14 protein-coding genes are annotated in these 14,710 nt (G+C 74.2%); 6 read left to right on the top strand and 8 right to left on the bottom strand.

Going from position 1 to position 14,710, the window contains the following annotated elements; translation table 11 throughout:
- Positions 1-89 precede the first annotated feature (89 nt).
- From O2W14_RS19850 to O2W14_RS19835, 4 genes are all read right to left on the bottom strand, one after another.
- Entirely contained in the window at positions 90-1,166 is a 1,077-nt protein-coding gene (locus O2W14_RS19850; RefSeq protein WP_269177863.1) for a hypothetical protein, read from the bottom strand.
- Positions 1,138-1,866, bottom strand: a complete 729-nt coding sequence (locus O2W14_RS19845; protein WP_269177862.1) for a phosphatase PAP2 family protein — start codon at positions 1,864-1,866, stop codon at positions 1,138-1,140. The genes O2W14_RS19850 and O2W14_RS19845 overlap by 29 nt, the downstream gene beginning before the upstream one ends.
- 99 nt (positions 1,867-1,965) lie before the next feature.
- Positions 1,966-3,453, bottom strand: a complete 1,488-nt coding sequence (gene hflX, locus O2W14_RS19840) for a GTPase HflX (RefSeq protein ID WP_269177861.1) — start codon at positions 3,451-3,453, stop codon at positions 1,966-1,968.
- Between the two features lie 69 nt (positions 3,454-3,522).
- Positions 3,523-4,035, bottom strand: coding sequence for an ArsR/SmtB family transcription factor (locus O2W14_RS19835; protein ID WP_269177860.1), 513 nt, complete (start codon positions 4,033-4,035; stop codon positions 3,523-3,525).
- Positions 4,036-4,120: 85 nt separating this feature from the next.
- Between O2W14_RS19835 and O2W14_RS19830 the strand changes: the two genes are divergently transcribed.
- Together O2W14_RS19830 and O2W14_RS19825 are read left to right on the top strand one after the other, a co-directional pair.
- Entirely contained in the window at positions 4,121-5,395 is a 1,275-nt protein-coding gene (locus tag O2W14_RS19830) for an MFS transporter (RefSeq protein WP_269177859.1), read from the top strand.
- Positions 5,396-5,431: 36 nt separating this feature from the next.
- Positions 5,432-5,620: a hypothetical protein gene (locus O2W14_RS19825; RefSeq protein WP_269177858.1), complete on the top strand. Its 189-nt coding sequence runs from the start codon at positions 5,432-5,434 to the stop codon at positions 5,618-5,620.
- 91 nt (positions 5,621-5,711) lie between these two features.
- Here O2W14_RS19825 and dapF read toward each other — a convergent pair whose 3' ends face one another.
- Genes dapF through O2W14_RS19810 form a run of 3 tightly spaced genes read right to left on the bottom strand, consistent with a single transcriptional unit; the run spans position 5,712 to position 8,238 of the window.
- On the bottom strand, positions 5,712-6,608 hold the full coding sequence (gene dapF / locus O2W14_RS19820) for a diaminopimelate epimerase (protein WP_269177857.1): 897 nt from the start codon (positions 6,606-6,608) through the stop codon (positions 5,712-5,714).
- Entirely contained in the window at positions 6,605-7,552 is a 948-nt protein-coding gene (gene miaA / locus O2W14_RS19815) for a tRNA (adenosine(37)-N6)-dimethylallyltransferase MiaA (RefSeq protein ID WP_269177856.1), read from the bottom strand. The genes dapF and miaA overlap by 4 nt, the downstream gene beginning before the upstream one ends.
- Positions 7,549-8,238 carry a hypothetical protein gene (locus O2W14_RS19810; protein ID WP_269177855.1) on the bottom strand — a complete coding sequence of 230 codons (690 nt, stop codon included), beginning with the start codon at positions 8,236-8,238 and terminating at the stop codon, positions 7,549-7,551. The genes miaA and O2W14_RS19810 overlap by 4 nt, the downstream gene beginning before the upstream one ends.
- Before the next feature lie 41 nt (positions 8,239-8,279).
- Here O2W14_RS19810 and O2W14_RS19805 point away from each other — a divergent pair, with 41 nt between their 5' ends.
- Both O2W14_RS19805 and O2W14_RS19800 read left to right on the top strand, forming a co-directional pair.
- Positions 8,280-9,905, top strand: a complete 1,626-nt coding sequence (locus tag O2W14_RS19805) for a DUF349 domain-containing protein (RefSeq protein ID WP_269177854.1) — start codon at positions 8,280-8,282, stop codon at positions 9,903-9,905.
- A 281-nt stretch (positions 9,906-10,186) separates the two neighbouring features.
- Positions 10,187-11,329, top strand: coding sequence for a glutathione-independent formaldehyde dehydrogenase (locus O2W14_RS19800; protein WP_269177853.1), 1,143 nt, complete (start codon positions 10,187-10,189; stop codon positions 11,327-11,329).
- A gap of 51 nt (positions 11,330-11,380) precedes the next feature.
- Here the strand turns inward: O2W14_RS19800 and miaB are convergent, their stop codons facing one another.
- Entirely contained in the window at positions 11,381-12,844 is a 1,464-nt protein-coding gene (miaB, locus tag O2W14_RS19795; protein WP_269177852.1) for a tRNA (N6-isopentenyl adenosine(37)-C2)-methylthiotransferase MiaB, read from the bottom strand.
- A gap of 211 nt (positions 12,845-13,055) precedes the next feature.
- Between miaB and O2W14_RS19790 the strand changes: the two genes are divergently transcribed.
- Both O2W14_RS19790 and O2W14_RS19785 read left to right on the top strand, forming a co-directional pair.
- Positions 13,056-13,775 carry an amino acid ABC transporter ATP-binding protein gene (locus O2W14_RS19790; protein ID WP_442928845.1) on the top strand — a complete coding sequence of 240 codons (720 nt, stop codon included), beginning with the start codon at positions 13,056-13,058 and terminating at the stop codon, positions 13,773-13,775.
- 29 nt (positions 13,776-13,804) lie between these two features.
- Complete coding sequence (locus O2W14_RS19785; protein ID WP_269177850.1) at positions 13,805-14,695, top strand: glutamate ABC transporter substrate-binding protein; 891 nt, start codon at positions 13,805-13,807, stop codon at positions 14,693-14,695.
- Positions 14,696-14,710: the final 15 nt, after the last annotated feature.

The raw sequence follows: 14,710 nt of genomic DNA, 5'->3' as shown, positions 1-14,710 counted from the left end.
CCCGGCCGGCCGCTCCACCAGGAGCGGCCGGCCCGGCCTCCTCACCGGGTCCCGCGCGGAGCGTGGCGTGGGCTGAGGGAGGTCCTCCCTCAGCCCTCGCGACGGCGGCGGAGCCGGCCGCCGACCCAGACCAGCACGGTGGCCACACCGGCCGCGACCACGCCTGCGGTGACCGGGTTGACGCCGCCGGTCAGGTCCACCGCAGCGGCGGCGCCGTCGCCCTCACCGTCCGGGGTGTCCGCAGCCGGCGCGGGGGCGAGGTCGGCGGCGACCGGCACGAGCGTGAGCGCGGCCGGCAGCCCCTCGCTGCTGACGAGCAGGTCGCGGTCGTTGCCGGCGAACGCGATCGCCTCACCCTGCGGCGAGTCCGGCAGCGGCACCCGCACCGGTGACCCGCCCAGCGCACCGGCCACGTCGGAGTCGGTCAGCGGCCACACGTAGGCGTCGGTGTAGGTGCGCAGTGCGATGCGCTGCCCGTCCCGGGAGACCGCTCCCCCGGTGACCAGCAGCTGCCCGGCGCGGCCGACCGGACCACCGGGGGTGCCGGTGAGGGTGAACCCCATCCCCAGGACCCGGGTCATCGGCAGGGTCGCGCCGTCGGCGAGCGGCTCGTCGGGCCGGTAGACCGAACTGGCGCCGAGGACCTCCTTGGTCACCAGGTACGGCGTGCCGTCGGGGGCCATCAGCAGCGCCTCGGCGTCGTGCGCGCCGTCGGGGTAGGTCAGCCGGGTCAGCGTGCTGCTGCCGTCGGGACGCAGCCCGATCAGCGCGACCGTCTCCCGCCCCTGGTCGTTGTCCCCGATGTCGGCCAGCCACACGGTGCCGTCGGGGCCGACCGCGAGGTCCTCGGGGTCGTAGGGGTCGACCGGCGCGGTGCGCACCTCGACGACCGCGCACGCACCGTCCAGCGCGAACACCTCGGCCTGGTCGCCGCCGTCGTTCATCGCCAGCACGCCGTCGCCGATGCCGACCAGCCCGGACAGCTCCGGCAGCCGCTCGTCGGTGATCTCGCACCGCGTCGTGGGCGCCCCGTAGGCGTCGGCCGCCGTCGCCGGGGCCGCCGGCAGGAACACGGCCAGCACGCCCAGGGGTGCGCTCAGCGCCGCACCGGCCACCCGGTGGTGGCGACGGGCGCGGTCACCCCTGCTGTCGGCCCGCTCTGGCACGCACCCAGCCTGACACCGGCAGCGCGTCGAGTGCATGAACCACGCCCAAGAGCAGCACGCCGACGGCCAGCCCGACGACCACGTCGGTGACCCAGTGGAAGTTCAGCGCGACCATGGTGACCCCGGTGACGAACGGCCCCAGGACGGCGAGCGCCCAGAAGGCGCGCTGGGCCCGGGCGGGCAGCCCGAACTCCACCGCCTGCCAGCGGGCCACCCCCCACATCAGCACGGCGTTGGCCACGTGCCCGGAGGGGTAGCTGCCGCCCCCGCGGTGGAAGAACGAGCCCGGGTACTCCGGCGCGGTGCGCCCCGTGCCCCACTTGAAGGCGTAGACGACGGCCGTGAGCAGCACCAGGGCGAGGAGGATGCGCAGCGCGGGGACGTAGGTGCGCCGCCGGACGGCGGTCCACGCCACGAGCCCGGCCAGCACGATCAGCACCGTGCCGCGACCCCCGGCCTGGGTGAACACCCACACCGGCCAGTACAGGGCGGAGCCGCGCAGGTCCCAGGCGTCGACGACGGCGGACACCCGCAGGTCCAGCGTCTCCAGCACGCCACCGGTGAGCAGGTCGAACGTAACGGCCAGCGTGACGAGGGCGGCCACCACGAGCAACCACCGGGGCGGCCGGCCGGTGCCGGTCACCGGCGCGACGACCTCGCCCGGGCCGGACGAGGGCCGCAGCGCTCCGCCCCTGACCACCGGCTCACCGTACCGGCCGGGCCGGGCCGCCCGGGAACGCCGACGGGGCCGTGCCGCAGTGCGGCACGGCCCCGTCGGTGGGAGGAGCGGGGTCCTGCGTCAGTCCCCGGCGACCGGAGCGGGGAACGGCTCGAGGAGGGACGCGAGGCCCGCGTCGACCTGGGCGACCAGCCGCGTCCCTTCGGCCTCGTGGGTCTCCTCGAGGACCTCGCCGTCGCGGTGCACCCGGGCGACCAGGTCACCCCGGTCGTAGGGCACGAGCACCTCGACGTGGACGGCCGGGTGCGGCAGCCGCGCGGCGATGACGTCGCGCAGCGCCTCGATGCCCTCGCCGGTGCGGGCCGAGACCCACACCGCGCCCGGCAGCGCCTGGCGGAGCAGGAGCACGTCCTCCTCGCTCATCGCGTCGACCTTGTTGACCACGATCAGCTCGGGGACCGAGGAGGCGTCGATCTCGTTGAGCACGACGTGCACCGCGTTGATCTGGCCCAGCGGGTCGGGGTCGGAACCGTCGACGATGTGCAGCAGCAGGTCGCTGGCCGCGACCTCCTCCAGCGTCGACCGGAACGCATCGACGAGCTGGTGCGGCAGGTGCCGGACGAAGCCGACGGTGTCGGTGAGCGTGTACTCGCGACCGTCGACGGTCTCCGCGCGCCGGACCGTCGGGTCCAGGGTGGCGAACAGCGCGTCCTGCACCAGCACCCCGGCGTCGGTGAGCTGGTTGAGCAGGCTGGACTTGCCGGCGTTCGTGTAGCCGGCGATGGCCACGCTGGGCGTCGCGTTGCGGTCGCGGGAGTTGCGCTGCGTCGTCCGGGCGGTCGCCATGCCGGCGATCTCCTTGCGCAGCTTGCTCACCCGGGACCGGATGCGACGACGGTCGGTCTCGATCTTGGTCTCACCCGGTCCACGGGTACCGATGCCGCCACCACCGGCGACGCGGCCACCGGCCTGCCGGCTCAGCGACTCACCCCAGCCACGCAGGCGCGGCAGCATGTACTGCATCTGCGCCAGCTCGACCTGGGCCTTGCCCTCCCGGCTGGTGGCGTGCTGGGCGAAGATGTCCAGGATCAGCGCGGTCCGGTCGACCACCTTGACCTTCAGGATCTTCTCCAGCTGGTTCAGCTGGCCGGGGGTCAGCTCACCGTCGCAGATCACGGTGTCCGCACCGGTCGCGGCGACGATGTCGCGGATCTCGTTGGCCTTGCCCGAGCCCACGTAGGTGCCCGCGTCAGGCTTGTCGCGGCGCTGCACGAGGGCCTCGAGGACCTCCGAGCCCGCGGTCTCGGCGAGGGCGGCGAGCTCGGCCAGCGAGCGCTGGGCGTCGACCGCCGTCCCCTCGGTCCAGACGCCGACCAGCACGACGCGCTCCAGGCGCAGCTGCCGGTACTCGACCTCGGTGACGTCGGTGAGCTCGGTGGACAGCCCTGCCACGCGGCGGAGCGCACTGCGCTCCTCCAGGGCGTAGGAACCCGGGGTCTCACCGGGCAGGTCCCACTGGGTGGGGGTGGTCGTGTCGCGCGACCGGGCGGCCTTGTCAACCCGGGCCTCGGCGTCCTCGAGGATCGCGCGGTTCTGCGGTGTCGTCATCGTCTCCAGCGTGGCATGCCCCTGCGTGCGGGGCGAATGAGTTGTCGTCATCTCGCCCGGTACAACACCTCAGAGCTCCGGGTGCATCCCGAGGTAGAGCGACCACTTCTGCCCGTCCGGGTCCGGCGGCCGGGCGACGAACTCGTCGAGCAGCGCCTGCACCCGGTCCTCCAGCTCGGCCTTGTCCGCCGGGGTCAGCCGCAGCGCCAGCCGGGTGCTCTCCAGGTGCCGCTCCCCCACCTCGGCGACCTCCTCCAGGAAGGCGCCCAGCGCGGGGTCCTTCCTGGGCCCCGGGCCGCCGGCGCCGTCCATCTGCCAGCTCTTCCCGGTCGCCCGGTAGGGCACCTCGCGGGCCCCGCGTGGCCCCCGCCGCTCCGGCTCGGCGGCCAGGAAGCCGGTCTCGCGCAGGGTGCGCACGTGGTGCAGCACCGTGGCCGGGTTGCGGCCCAGCCGCGCCGCGAGCTCCTTGTTGGTGAGCGCGGTGTCCCGGCACAGCCGCAGGATCCGCAGCCGGACGGCGGAGGCGAGCGCGCGGGCCTCGGCATCGGTGGCCGACCGGCGACCCTCCTCGGCTCCGCTCACGGCACCAGCTTATGGACGACGCACGCGTGGACGACGCGCCGGAAAGTGATTGACACTCCCCAATCGCACCGGCCAGTCTCCCCGCGTGACCACCGACCGCAGCCTCCTGCGGCACCGCGACTTCCGCCACCTCTGGGCCGCCGAGACCATCAGCCAGGTCGGGACCCAGGTGACGATGCTGGCCCTGCCGGTCATCGCCGTCACCCTGCTCGACGCGACGCCGCTGCAGATGGGCGTGCTCACCGCCCTGGAGACCGCCGCGTTCCTGCTCGTCGGGCTCCCCGCCGGCGCCTGGGTGGACCGCTGGCGGCGCAAGCGCGTGCTGGTGACCGCCGACCTGGTCCGGGCCGCCGTGCTGGCCACGCTGCCGGTCGCGTACCTGACCGACCTGCTCGGCCTGGGCCAGCTGTTCGTCGTCGCCGCGGTGACCGGCACCGCGACGGTCTTCTTCGACGTGGCCTACCAGAGCTACCTGCCCGCGCTGGTCGACCCCGACCAGCTCGTCGACGGCAACGGCAAGCTCGAGGCCAGCCGGGCGGTGGCGCACGTCGCCGGTCCGGGCGCCACCGGTGTGCTGCTGCGGGTCCTGGGCGCACCGCTGCTGATCGTGGTGGACGCGGTCTCGTTCCTGCTGTCGGCGCTGTTCATCGGCCGCATCGACCGGCCCGACGTGGTGCCCGACCGGGCGGCGCGGCGACCGCTGCGCACCGAGATCGCCGAGGGCCTGTCCTTCGTCGTCCGGCACCCGCTGCTGCGCCGGATCGTGGCCTGCACCGGCACGGCCAACCTCTTCGGCGCGATGACCAACGCCCTGCTCGTCCTCTACGTGATCCGCACGCTCGGCCTGTCGGAGGCCACCCTCGGGCTGGTCTTCTCCCTCGGTGCGGTCGGCGGTCTGCTGGGCGCGGCCACCGCGGCCCGCTTCGCCCGCCGGGTCGGGGAGGGCCGGTCGATCCCGCTCTCGGCGGTCGTGTTCGCCGCGGCCGGGGCGTTCGTGCCGCTGGCCGCCGTGGGCGCCCCCGTGGTCCTGCTGACCACCGGCTGGTTCGTGCTGAGCTGGTCCACGGTGGTCTACAACGTCACCCAGGTCAGCTTCCGGCAGCGGCTGTGCCCGCCCGGGCTGCTGGGCCGGATGAACGCCTCGGTGCGGTTCATCGTCTACGGCGGGATGCCGCTGGGCGGTCTGCTGGGCGGCGTCCTGGGCTCCTGGCTCGGCGTCCTGCCCGCGCTCTGGATCGCCACCGCGGGCGGTCTCGCAGCGTGCCTGCCCGTGCTGCTCAGCCCGCTGCTGACGATGCGCGACCTGCCCCGCGAGCTCGACGTCACCGCGGCGCCGGTTGGGTCCGGCAGCGCCGGGTAGGTCGCGCAGGACGCATCCAGCACAGGGAGGACGACGATGACCGACCCCACCACCAACTCCGACGGCGAACTCGACGACCCGGGCCGCGACCCGGTCGGCCTGGCAGTGCCGCGCAACCCCTTCGGCGGCGCAGACCAGGACACCGGCCGCGGCACCCCGCGCGGTGACGACGGCGACGCCCCCGGCGACAACGACGCGGCCTCGGGCGGCGCAGCACAGCCCTGAGCCGCGCAGCCCGGACGACGCAGCCCCGAGCCGCGCAGCCCGGACGACGCAGCCCCGAGCCGCTGAGCCGAGCGGCGCAGACCGGGGCGGGTCAGCCGGCGAGCCACTCCGGGGTGAGCACGCCGGTGGCGACGACGACGGCGGGGCCGGAGAGCACCGTCGTCGTCCCGTCGAAGGCGACGGTGAGCCGGCCGCCCGGGACGTCGACCACGACGGTCCCGGCGGTCCGGCCGCCGGCCTGCAGGGTCGCGTAGGCCGCGGCGCAGGCGCCGGTGCCGCAGGACCGGGTCTCCCCCACCCCGCGCTCGTGCACCCGCAGCCGGACGTGCGCGGAGGGACCGGTGGGGGCGTCGGTCGCCTCGAGGATGTTGACCATCTCGACGTTGACGCCGTCGGGGAACATCGCCGGGTCGACGCCCGGGAGCACCGTGAGATCGAGGGTGTCGACCTCGACGTGGGTCAGGCAGACCAGGTGGGGGTTCCCCATCGAGACGCCCGACCCCGGGTACGAGACGCCGGCGATCCGGGCCGCGCTGCGCCCGAGCGGCACTGCCGGGCCCATGTCCACCCAGTAGCCGCCGTCCGGACGGGCACCGACCCGGCGCGGTCCGCCGCGGGTGCCGACGAGCACCCCGGCCTCGGCCGACGCACGGTCCAGCAGCCCCTCGGTGAGCAGCACGTGCAGGTAGAGCCGGATGCCGTTGCCGCACATCTCGGCGTACGAGCCGTCGGCGTTGCGGTGGTCCATGAACCACTCGCAGTCACCCAGGGCCGCACCGAGGACGGCCGGGGCGTCGGGCACGTGCGCGCTGCGGACGACCCGCAGGACGCCGTCCCCGCCGAGGCCCGCGCGCCGGTCGCAGAGCCGGCGGACCAGCTCGCCGTCCAGCCGCTGCTCCGGCCACACCGTGCCGTCGGGGTCGGGCAGGACGACGAAGTCGTTCTCCGTGCCGTGGCCCAGGAGCACCCGCGGGTCGCTGTCGATCACGCCCCGATCGTACGGGCGGCGACCAGCGCCTCGACCGCGTCGACCAGGTCGGGCTGGGCGGCGTCGAACCAGCTGGTGGTGGTGTCCCGGCGGAACCAGGACCGCTGCCGGCGGACGAACCGGCGGGTGGTGACCACCGTGCGCTCGACCGCCTCGGCCGGGGTGAGCAGCCCGTCGAACTGCTGCAGCACCTGCGCGTAGCCCAGCGCCCGGGACGCCGTCGGCCCCTCGCGCAGCCCGTCGGCGGCCAGCTGCTCGACCTCGGCGACGAACCCGGCGGCCCACATCGCGTCGACCCGCCGGGCCAGCCGGTCGTCCAGCTCCGCGGTCTCCCGGTCCAGGCCGACGGTGACCGCCGGGTAGTGCGCCCGCGGTTCGGGCAGCCGGGCGGAGAAGGGCTGCCCGGTCAGCTCGATGACCTCCAGTGCCCGCACCACCCGCCGGCCGTCGCTGGGCATGATCGCCGTGGCCGCGGCCGGGTCGAGGGCGGCCAGCCGGTCGTGCATCGCTGCCGACCCCGCCACCGTCAGCTCCTCGCCCAACCGGGATCGGACGGCGGCGTCGGTGCCGGGGAAGTCCAGCTCGTCGAGCACGGCGCGGACGTAGAGGCCCGAGCCACCCACCAGCAGCGGGACGACGCCCGCGGCACGCAGCCGGTCGACCTCCGCCCGGGCCCGCTGCCGGTACTCCGCCACCGACGCCGGCTCCCGCACGTGCCACAGGTCCATCAGGTGGTGCGGCACGCCCTCGGTCTCGGCGGCGGTGGGCTTGGCGGTGCCGATGTCCATGCCGCGGTAGAGCTGCATCGAGTCGGCGTTGACCACCTCGCCACCCAGCCGGTGCGCCAGCGCGACGGCCAGCGCGGTCTTCCCGGTCGCGGTCGGGCCGACGACCGCGACGACCGGAGGCCCGGCGGCGGCTCCGTCGTGGGCCTGCCCGCTCACCGCGGCGTCCAGGTGGCCACGAGGTACCCGACCCCGAACGGGGCGTCGTCGTAGCCGACCCCACCGCGGAAGGCGTGCCCGGCCAGTGCTGCCCCGACCGACCGCCACACCGGGACACCGGCGGCCAGCAGCCGCTCCCCCGCGGCCGGGTCGAGGCCGGCGAGCGCGACGGGGTCACCGGCGGCCAGGGCGGCGGCGACCCCGCCGTCGAAGGGCCCGGCGTCCGGGTCCAGGGCGCCCGGGGCCTTCTCGGTGCGCCGGGCCGACCCGTCGCCCATCGCCAGCACCCCCACCGGGCCGGGCGCCCCGGCCAGCGCCGCGGCCAGGTCGCCGGGGCCCACGCCCAGCCGCGCCCCGGTGTGCCCGACCTCGTCCAGCAGCCAGGCGCCGATCAGGTGCGGCAGCGGCACCCGGAGCCCACCCGGGGCGGCCGGCCCGGCGAAGGGCAGGTCCAGGTCCACCCCGTGGCCGCGCAGGTCGCCGCTGTCACCGGGCCCGCACCGGACGCCGTCCAGGCCGTCGCCGACGACCAGCACCACCGCCGGGGAGGCGGCCAGGAGGGTCGTGACGGCGGCGCAGGCCGCGGCCCGGAGCCCGGTCAGGGCGGCGCCCGGCACGCCGGAGACGGCGGGCAGCAGGAGCGGCGGCTGCGGACAGAAGGCGACCGTGACCGGAGGAGGACTCACGCCAGGGAGTGTCGCGGATGAGTCGTGGGAGACTCCTCACCGTGTCGAGCACGGAGAACACCGGAGACCGGACGCAGCAGCCCGCCACCGCACCCGAGGAGCAGCCCGAGACAGCCATGCTCGAGGTCGCCCCGGTCGACGAGGGGCCGCTGGGTGCCACCCCCGACGCCGCCCTCCCGGAGGCCGACGACCCCGGGCCGGTCGCCGAGCAGCCGGCGTCCACGGAGGTGACCCGCGAGACCGCCGCACCGGACACCGACACCGCTCCGCCGGTGGACACCGACGCCCCGGCGCCGGCCGTCGAGGACGTCGCCGTCACCGAGCTCGCTCCCGTCGACGAGGGCCCGCTGGGCGCCACCCCCGACGCCGCCGAGCCCCAGGACGCCCCCGCCGCCCGCGCCCGCAGCGGCCGCGCCCCCAGCGACGTCCCGAGCGTCGTCCCGGCCGCGCCGGCCTCCGACCCCGCCGCCTGGGGCCGGGTCGACGAGGACGGCACCGTGTACGTGAAGACCGCCGGCGGCGAGCGCTCGGTCGGTTCCTGGCAGGCCGGCGCGCCCGCCGAGGGACTGGCCCACTACGGCCGCCGGTTCGACGACCTGGCCACCGAGGTCACCCTGCTGGAGGCGCGGCTGGCCGCGCACACCGGCAACCCCGGTGAGATCCGCACGAAGGCCCAGGAGCTGGCCGACACGATCCCGCTGGCGCAGGCCGTCGGTGACCTGGACAGCCTCTCCGCCCGCGCCCGGGCGATGGTCAGCATGGCCGACACCGCGGTCGCGGCGAACCGGGCCGAGAAGGCCGCGCAGCGCGCGGTCCAGGTCCAGCGCAAGGAGGCCCTGGCCGCCGAGGCCGAGGACATCGCGGAGAACTCCTCGCAGTGGAAGGCCGCCGGCGACCGCCTCAAGGCGATCGTCGAGGAGTGGAAGACGATCAAGGGCATCGACCGCAAGACCGACGAGGCGCTCTGGCAGCGCTTCGCCGCCGCGCGGGACGCCTTCGGCCGTCGTCGCGGGGCGCACTTCGCCCAGCTGGACACCCAGCGCGCCGAGGCGCGGGCGGCCAAGAGCGAGCTCATCGCCGAGGCCGAGCGGCTCTCGACCTCCACCGAGTGGGGCCCCACCAGCGCCGCGATGCGCGCGCTGATGGACCGCTGGAAGGCCGTGCCCCGGGTCGGCCGGGACACCGACGACGACCTGTGGAAGAAGTTCCGCGGGGCGCAGGACGTCTTCTTCGCCGCCCGCACCGCCAACGACCAGGCGCGCAGCACCGACGAGGTGGCCAACCAGAAGGCCAAGGAGGAGCTGCTCGCCGAGGCCGAGAAGATCGAGCCCGGCAAGAACGCGCGCGGCGCCCAGGAGGCACTGCGGAAGATCCAGGAGCGCTACGACGCCATCGGGCACGTGCCCCGCGGTGTCATGCGCCAGCTGGAGGACCGCATGCGCGCGGTCGAGGAGAAGGTCCGCGGCGCTGCCGAGGCCGGCCGCCCGCGGGTGGAGCCGGAGAACCCGCTGCTGACCTCGATGCGGGCCGCGGTCACCAAGGCCGAGGAGCAGCTGGCCAAGGCCCAGGCCTCCGGCAACGCCAAGCGGATCGCCGAGGCCCAGGACGCGCTGTCCACCCGGCGCGAGTGGCTGGCCGAGGCGCAGAAGGCCTCCTCCCGCCGCTGACGCAGGACCTCCCGTGGGGAGGTCGATCAGGGCCCGTCCGGTCGTCCGGACGGGCCCTGCTGCGTTTGCGGGGCGTCGCGGTCGGTCGACGCCGGGTGGTGTGACGTGCGGAACCGCGCATCCGGTGGCCTACATCGGTGTGGGGCACAACCAGTTGGGTAGGCGTCTGAGGACCGGGACCGTCGAGCGTGCGACCGGGTGCTGAGCAGCGGCACCGACCAGGCACCCTCCGCCCCGATGCGCCCCGGTCCCCATCCGACGCGCACCGAAGGAGCACCACCATGAAGGCAGTCGTCTACCGAGGCCCGCGCACCGTCGCCGTCGAGGAGGTCGCGGACCCGACGATCCAGGCGCCCACCGACGTCGTCGTCCGCATCACCACCACGAACATCTGCGGGTCGGACCTGCACATGTACGAGGGCCGCACCAACGTCGAGGAGGGCAAGGTCCTCGGCCACGAGAACATGGGCATCGTCGAGGAGGTCGGCCCCGGCGTCGACCGGATCAAGGTCGGCGACCGCGTCTCGGTGCCGTTCAACATCGGCTGTGGTTCCTGCCGCAACTGCCTCGAGGGCTGGTCGTCCTTCTGCACCCGCGCCAACCCCACCGAGGGCATGGACGGTGCGGCCTACGGCTACGCCAACATGGGCCCCTACGACGGCGGTCAGGCCCAGTTCCTGCGGGTGCCGTGGGCGGACTTCAACCTGCTGACGCTCCCCGCGGGCACCGAGCACGAGAACGACTTCACGATGCTGTCGGACATCTTCCCCACCGGCTGGCACGGCGTGGAGCTGTCGGGCCAGGTCCCCGGCGACCGCGTCGCCGTCTTCGGCGCCGGCCCCGTCGGCCTGATGGCCGCCCACAGCGCGATGCTGCGCGGCGCCTCGCAGGTCTTCGTCGTCGACAAGGCCCCTGACCGGCTCGCGCTGGCCGCCCAGGTCGGCGCGACCCCGATCGACTTCAGCGCCGGTGACCCGGTCGAGCAGATCATGGACGCCACGGACGGCGTCGGCGTCGACCGCGGCGTCGAGGCCGTCGGCTACCAGGCGCACGACTCCGCCGGCGAGGAGCACCCCGAGCTGGTGCTGGACAACCTGGTGCAGGTGGTCAAGGCCCGCGGCGGCATCGGCGTCGTCGGCGTCTACATGCCCAGCGACCCGGGTGCCTCCAGCGACCTGGCCAAGGAGGGGCGCATCCCCTTCCAGTACGGCCAGTTCTTCACCAAGGGCCAGTCGATGGGCACCGGCCAGGCGCCGGTCAAGCGGTACAACCGCGAGCTGCGCGACCTGATCATCACCGGCCGGGCGACCCCGGGTTTCATCGTGTCCCACGAGCTGGGCCTGGACGAGGCCGTCGAGGGCTACGAGAAGTTCGACGCGCGCGAGGACGGCTGGACCAAGGTCCTGCTGCACCCCGGCAAGTAACCACTGGACCGAGGGCCCGTCACCCCACCGGGGTGACGGGCCCTCGGCGCGTCAGGCGCAGGCGGGCGCAGCCACCGGCAGGGGCGCGGGGACGCCGAACTGCGGCATCCCGAGCGAGACGCCGGGCGTGGTCGGGCGGGTGCCGGCCTCGCTGGCGTCACCGGCCCGGGTGCGCCGGTGGGACAGCAGCACACCGTCGGCGACCAGGAAGTGCGGCTTGGCCGCGGTCACGACCGTCTCCACCACGTCGCCGGGCCGGACGCCGTCCGCGGCGGTGAAGTGCACCAGCCGGCCGTCACGGGCCCGACCGGACAGCCGCCCGCGGGCGGCGTCCTTGCTGCCCTCCCCCGCGGCGACCAGCAGCTCGACCCGGCGCCCGATCTGCGCGGTGTTCTCCGCCCAGCTGATCTCGTCCTGCAGCGCGGTCAGCCGCAGGTACCGCTCCTGCACGACCTCCTTGGGCAGCTGCCCCTCCATCTCCGCGGCCGGCGTACCCGGGCGCTTGGAGTACTGGAAGGTGAAGGCGCTGGAGAACCGGGCCCGCCGGACGACGTCGAGGGTGTCCTCGAAGTCGGCGTCGGTCTCGCCGGGGAAGCCCACGATGATGTCGGTGGTGATCGCCGCGTCGGGCATCGCGGCCCGGACCCGGTCGATGATCCCCAGGTAGCGGTCCCGCCGGTAGCCGCGGCGCATGCGGCGCAGCACGTCGTCCGAGCCCGACTGCAGCGGCATGTGCAGCTGGTGGCAGACCGCCGGCGTCTCGGCCATGGCGTCGATGACGTCGTCGGTGAACTCGCGCGGGTGCGGGCTGGTGAAGCGGATCCGCTCCAGGCCCTCGATCCGGCCGGCGGCGCGCAGCAGGTCGGCGAAGGCGCCCCGCTCGCGGAACTCGACGCCGTAGGCGTTCACGTTCTGCCCCAGCAGGGTCACCTCGAGCACGCCCTGGTCGACCAGCGCCTGCACCTCGGCCAGGACGTCGCCGGGCCGGCGGTCCTTCTCCTTGCCGCGCAGCGCCGGGACGATGCAGAACGTGCAGGTGTTGTTGCACCCGACGCTGATCGACACCCAGCCCGAGTGCGCGGAGTCCCGCTTGGCCGGCAGCGTCGAGGGGAAGACCTCCAGGGCCTCCTTGATCTCGACCTGGGCCTCCTCGTTGTGCCGGGCGCGCTCCAGCAGCGCCGGCAGCGAGCCGACGTTGTGGGTGCCGAACACGACGTCGACCCAGGGCGCGCGGCGGACGATCTCCCCGCGGTCCTTCTGTGCCAGGCAGCCGCCGACGGCGATCTGCATGCCGGGGTGGGCGTCCTTGACCGGGCGCAGGTGGCCGAGGTTGCCGTAGAGCCGGTTGTCGGCGTTCTCCCGGACGGCGCAGGTGTTGAGCACGACGACGTCGGCGTCGGTGCCCTCGGGGGCCGCCGTGTAACCGGCCGACTCGAGCAGGCCGGAGAGCCGCTCGGAGTCGTGCACGTTCATCTGGCAGCCGTAGGTGCGCACGAGGTAGGTCTTGCCGTCCACCACCGCATCGTAGAGAGGTGCGCCGGGGACGCCGTCCGCCCGGCCCCGACCGGACGCCGGAACGTGACGAGGACCTCTGCCGGCCGGGAACTCCCCGGCGGACGACGTGTTCGTTACAGCTTCGTGATGACCAGGCGACGTCCGGGCCACCACGAGCCGCTTAGGGTCACCCGCTGTGACCGAACGTCCGACCGGAGAGCCTCTCGTCCGCCTGTCCGGCGTCAACAAGTGGTACGGCGAACTCCACGTCCTGCAGGACATCGACCTGTCGATCGACCGCGGTGAGGTGGTCGTCGTCATCGGCCCCTCGGGGTCGGGCAAGTCGACCCTGTGCCGCACGATCAACCGCCTGGAGGGCATCGAGAGCGGTGAGATCACCATCGACGGCCAGCGCCTGCCCGAGGAGGGCAAGGAGCTGGCCCGGCTGCGCGCCGACGTCGGCATGGTGTTCCAGAGCTTCAACCTCTTCGCGCACAAGACCATCCTGGAGAACGTGACGCTGGGGCCGATCAAGGTCCGCAAGCAGTCGAAGGCCGACGCCGAGAAGCGCGCCCGCGAGCTGCTGGACCGGGTCGGCGTCGGGCACCAGGCCGACAAGGTGCCCGCCCAGCTCTCCGGTGGCCAGCAGCAGCGCGTGGCGATCGCCCGGGCGCTGGCGATGGACCCGAAGGTGATGCTCTTCGACGAGCCCACCTCGGCCCTGGACCCGGAGATGATCAACGAGGTCCTCGACGTGATGACGTCGCTGGCCCGCGACGGCATGACCATGGTCGTGGTGACCCACGAGATGGGCTTCGCCCGCCGGGCGGCCAACCGGGTCGTCTTCATGGACGCCGGCCGGATCGTCGAGTCCGCCGTCCCGGAGACCTTCTTCACCGCCCCGTCCTCGGACCGGGCGAAGGACTTCCTCTCCAAGATCCTGAACCACTGACCACCCGCACCCCCACGAGAGGACCCTCCATGCGCATCACCCGATTCGCGGCCGCCTTCGCCGCCGCAGGCGTCGTGCTGACCGGCTGCTCCAGCGAGGCCGGCAACCAGGCCGAGCAGGCCGCCAGCGCCGCCCCCTCCGTCGCGACCGGCGCCGAGTTCGCGGCCGGCACGACCATGGCCGAGCTGTCCGAGGCCGGCACGATCCGGGTCGGCACCAAGTTCGACCAGCCCGGCTTCGGCCTGCTGAACCCCCAGGGCGTCCCCGAGGGCTTCGACGCCTCGGTCGCCGCGATCATCGCCAGCAAGCTCGGCATCGAGGCCTCGGGCATCGAGTGGGTGGAGACGGTCTCGGCCAACCGCGAATCGGCCATCACCGAGGACCGGGTCGACATGGTCATCGCGACCTACACGATCAACGACAAGCGCAAGCAGCTGATCGACTTCGCCGGCCCGTACTACGTGGCCGGTCAGGACATCATGGTCGCCAAGGGCAACCCGCTGGCCATCACCGGCCCCGACGCCCTGGCCGGGAAGAACGTCTGCTCGGTGGAGGGCTCGACGCCCGCGGAGAACATCCGCACCAAGTACCCCGAGGCCCAGCTGACGCTGTTCGACGTCTACTCCAAGTGCGCCGACGCCCTCACCAACGGCCAGGTCGACGCGGTCACCACCGACAACGTCATCCTCACCGGCCTGGTCGCGGGCAACCCCGACGGCTTCGAGCTGGTGGGCGAGCCGTTCACCGAGGAGCCCTACGGCATCGGCATCACCAAGGGCGACGACGAGTTCCGCGACTTCATCAACGACACCCTCGAGGAGTCCTTCGAGGACGGCTCCTGGGCCGCCGCCTGGGACGCCACCGCCGGCGCCATCAGCGGCACCGAGGCGCCCGAGCCGCCGACCGTCGACCGCTACTGACCTCCCCCGCGGCAC

Source organism: Modestobacter sp. VKM Ac-2986, assembly GCF_026967795.1.
Taxonomy (GTDB): Bacteria; Actinomycetota; Actinomycetes; order Mycobacteriales; family Geodermatophilaceae; genus Modestobacter.
The sequence above is the reverse complement of the archived record's forward strand: the minus strand, read 5'-3'. Positions and strand labels throughout refer to the sequence as shown.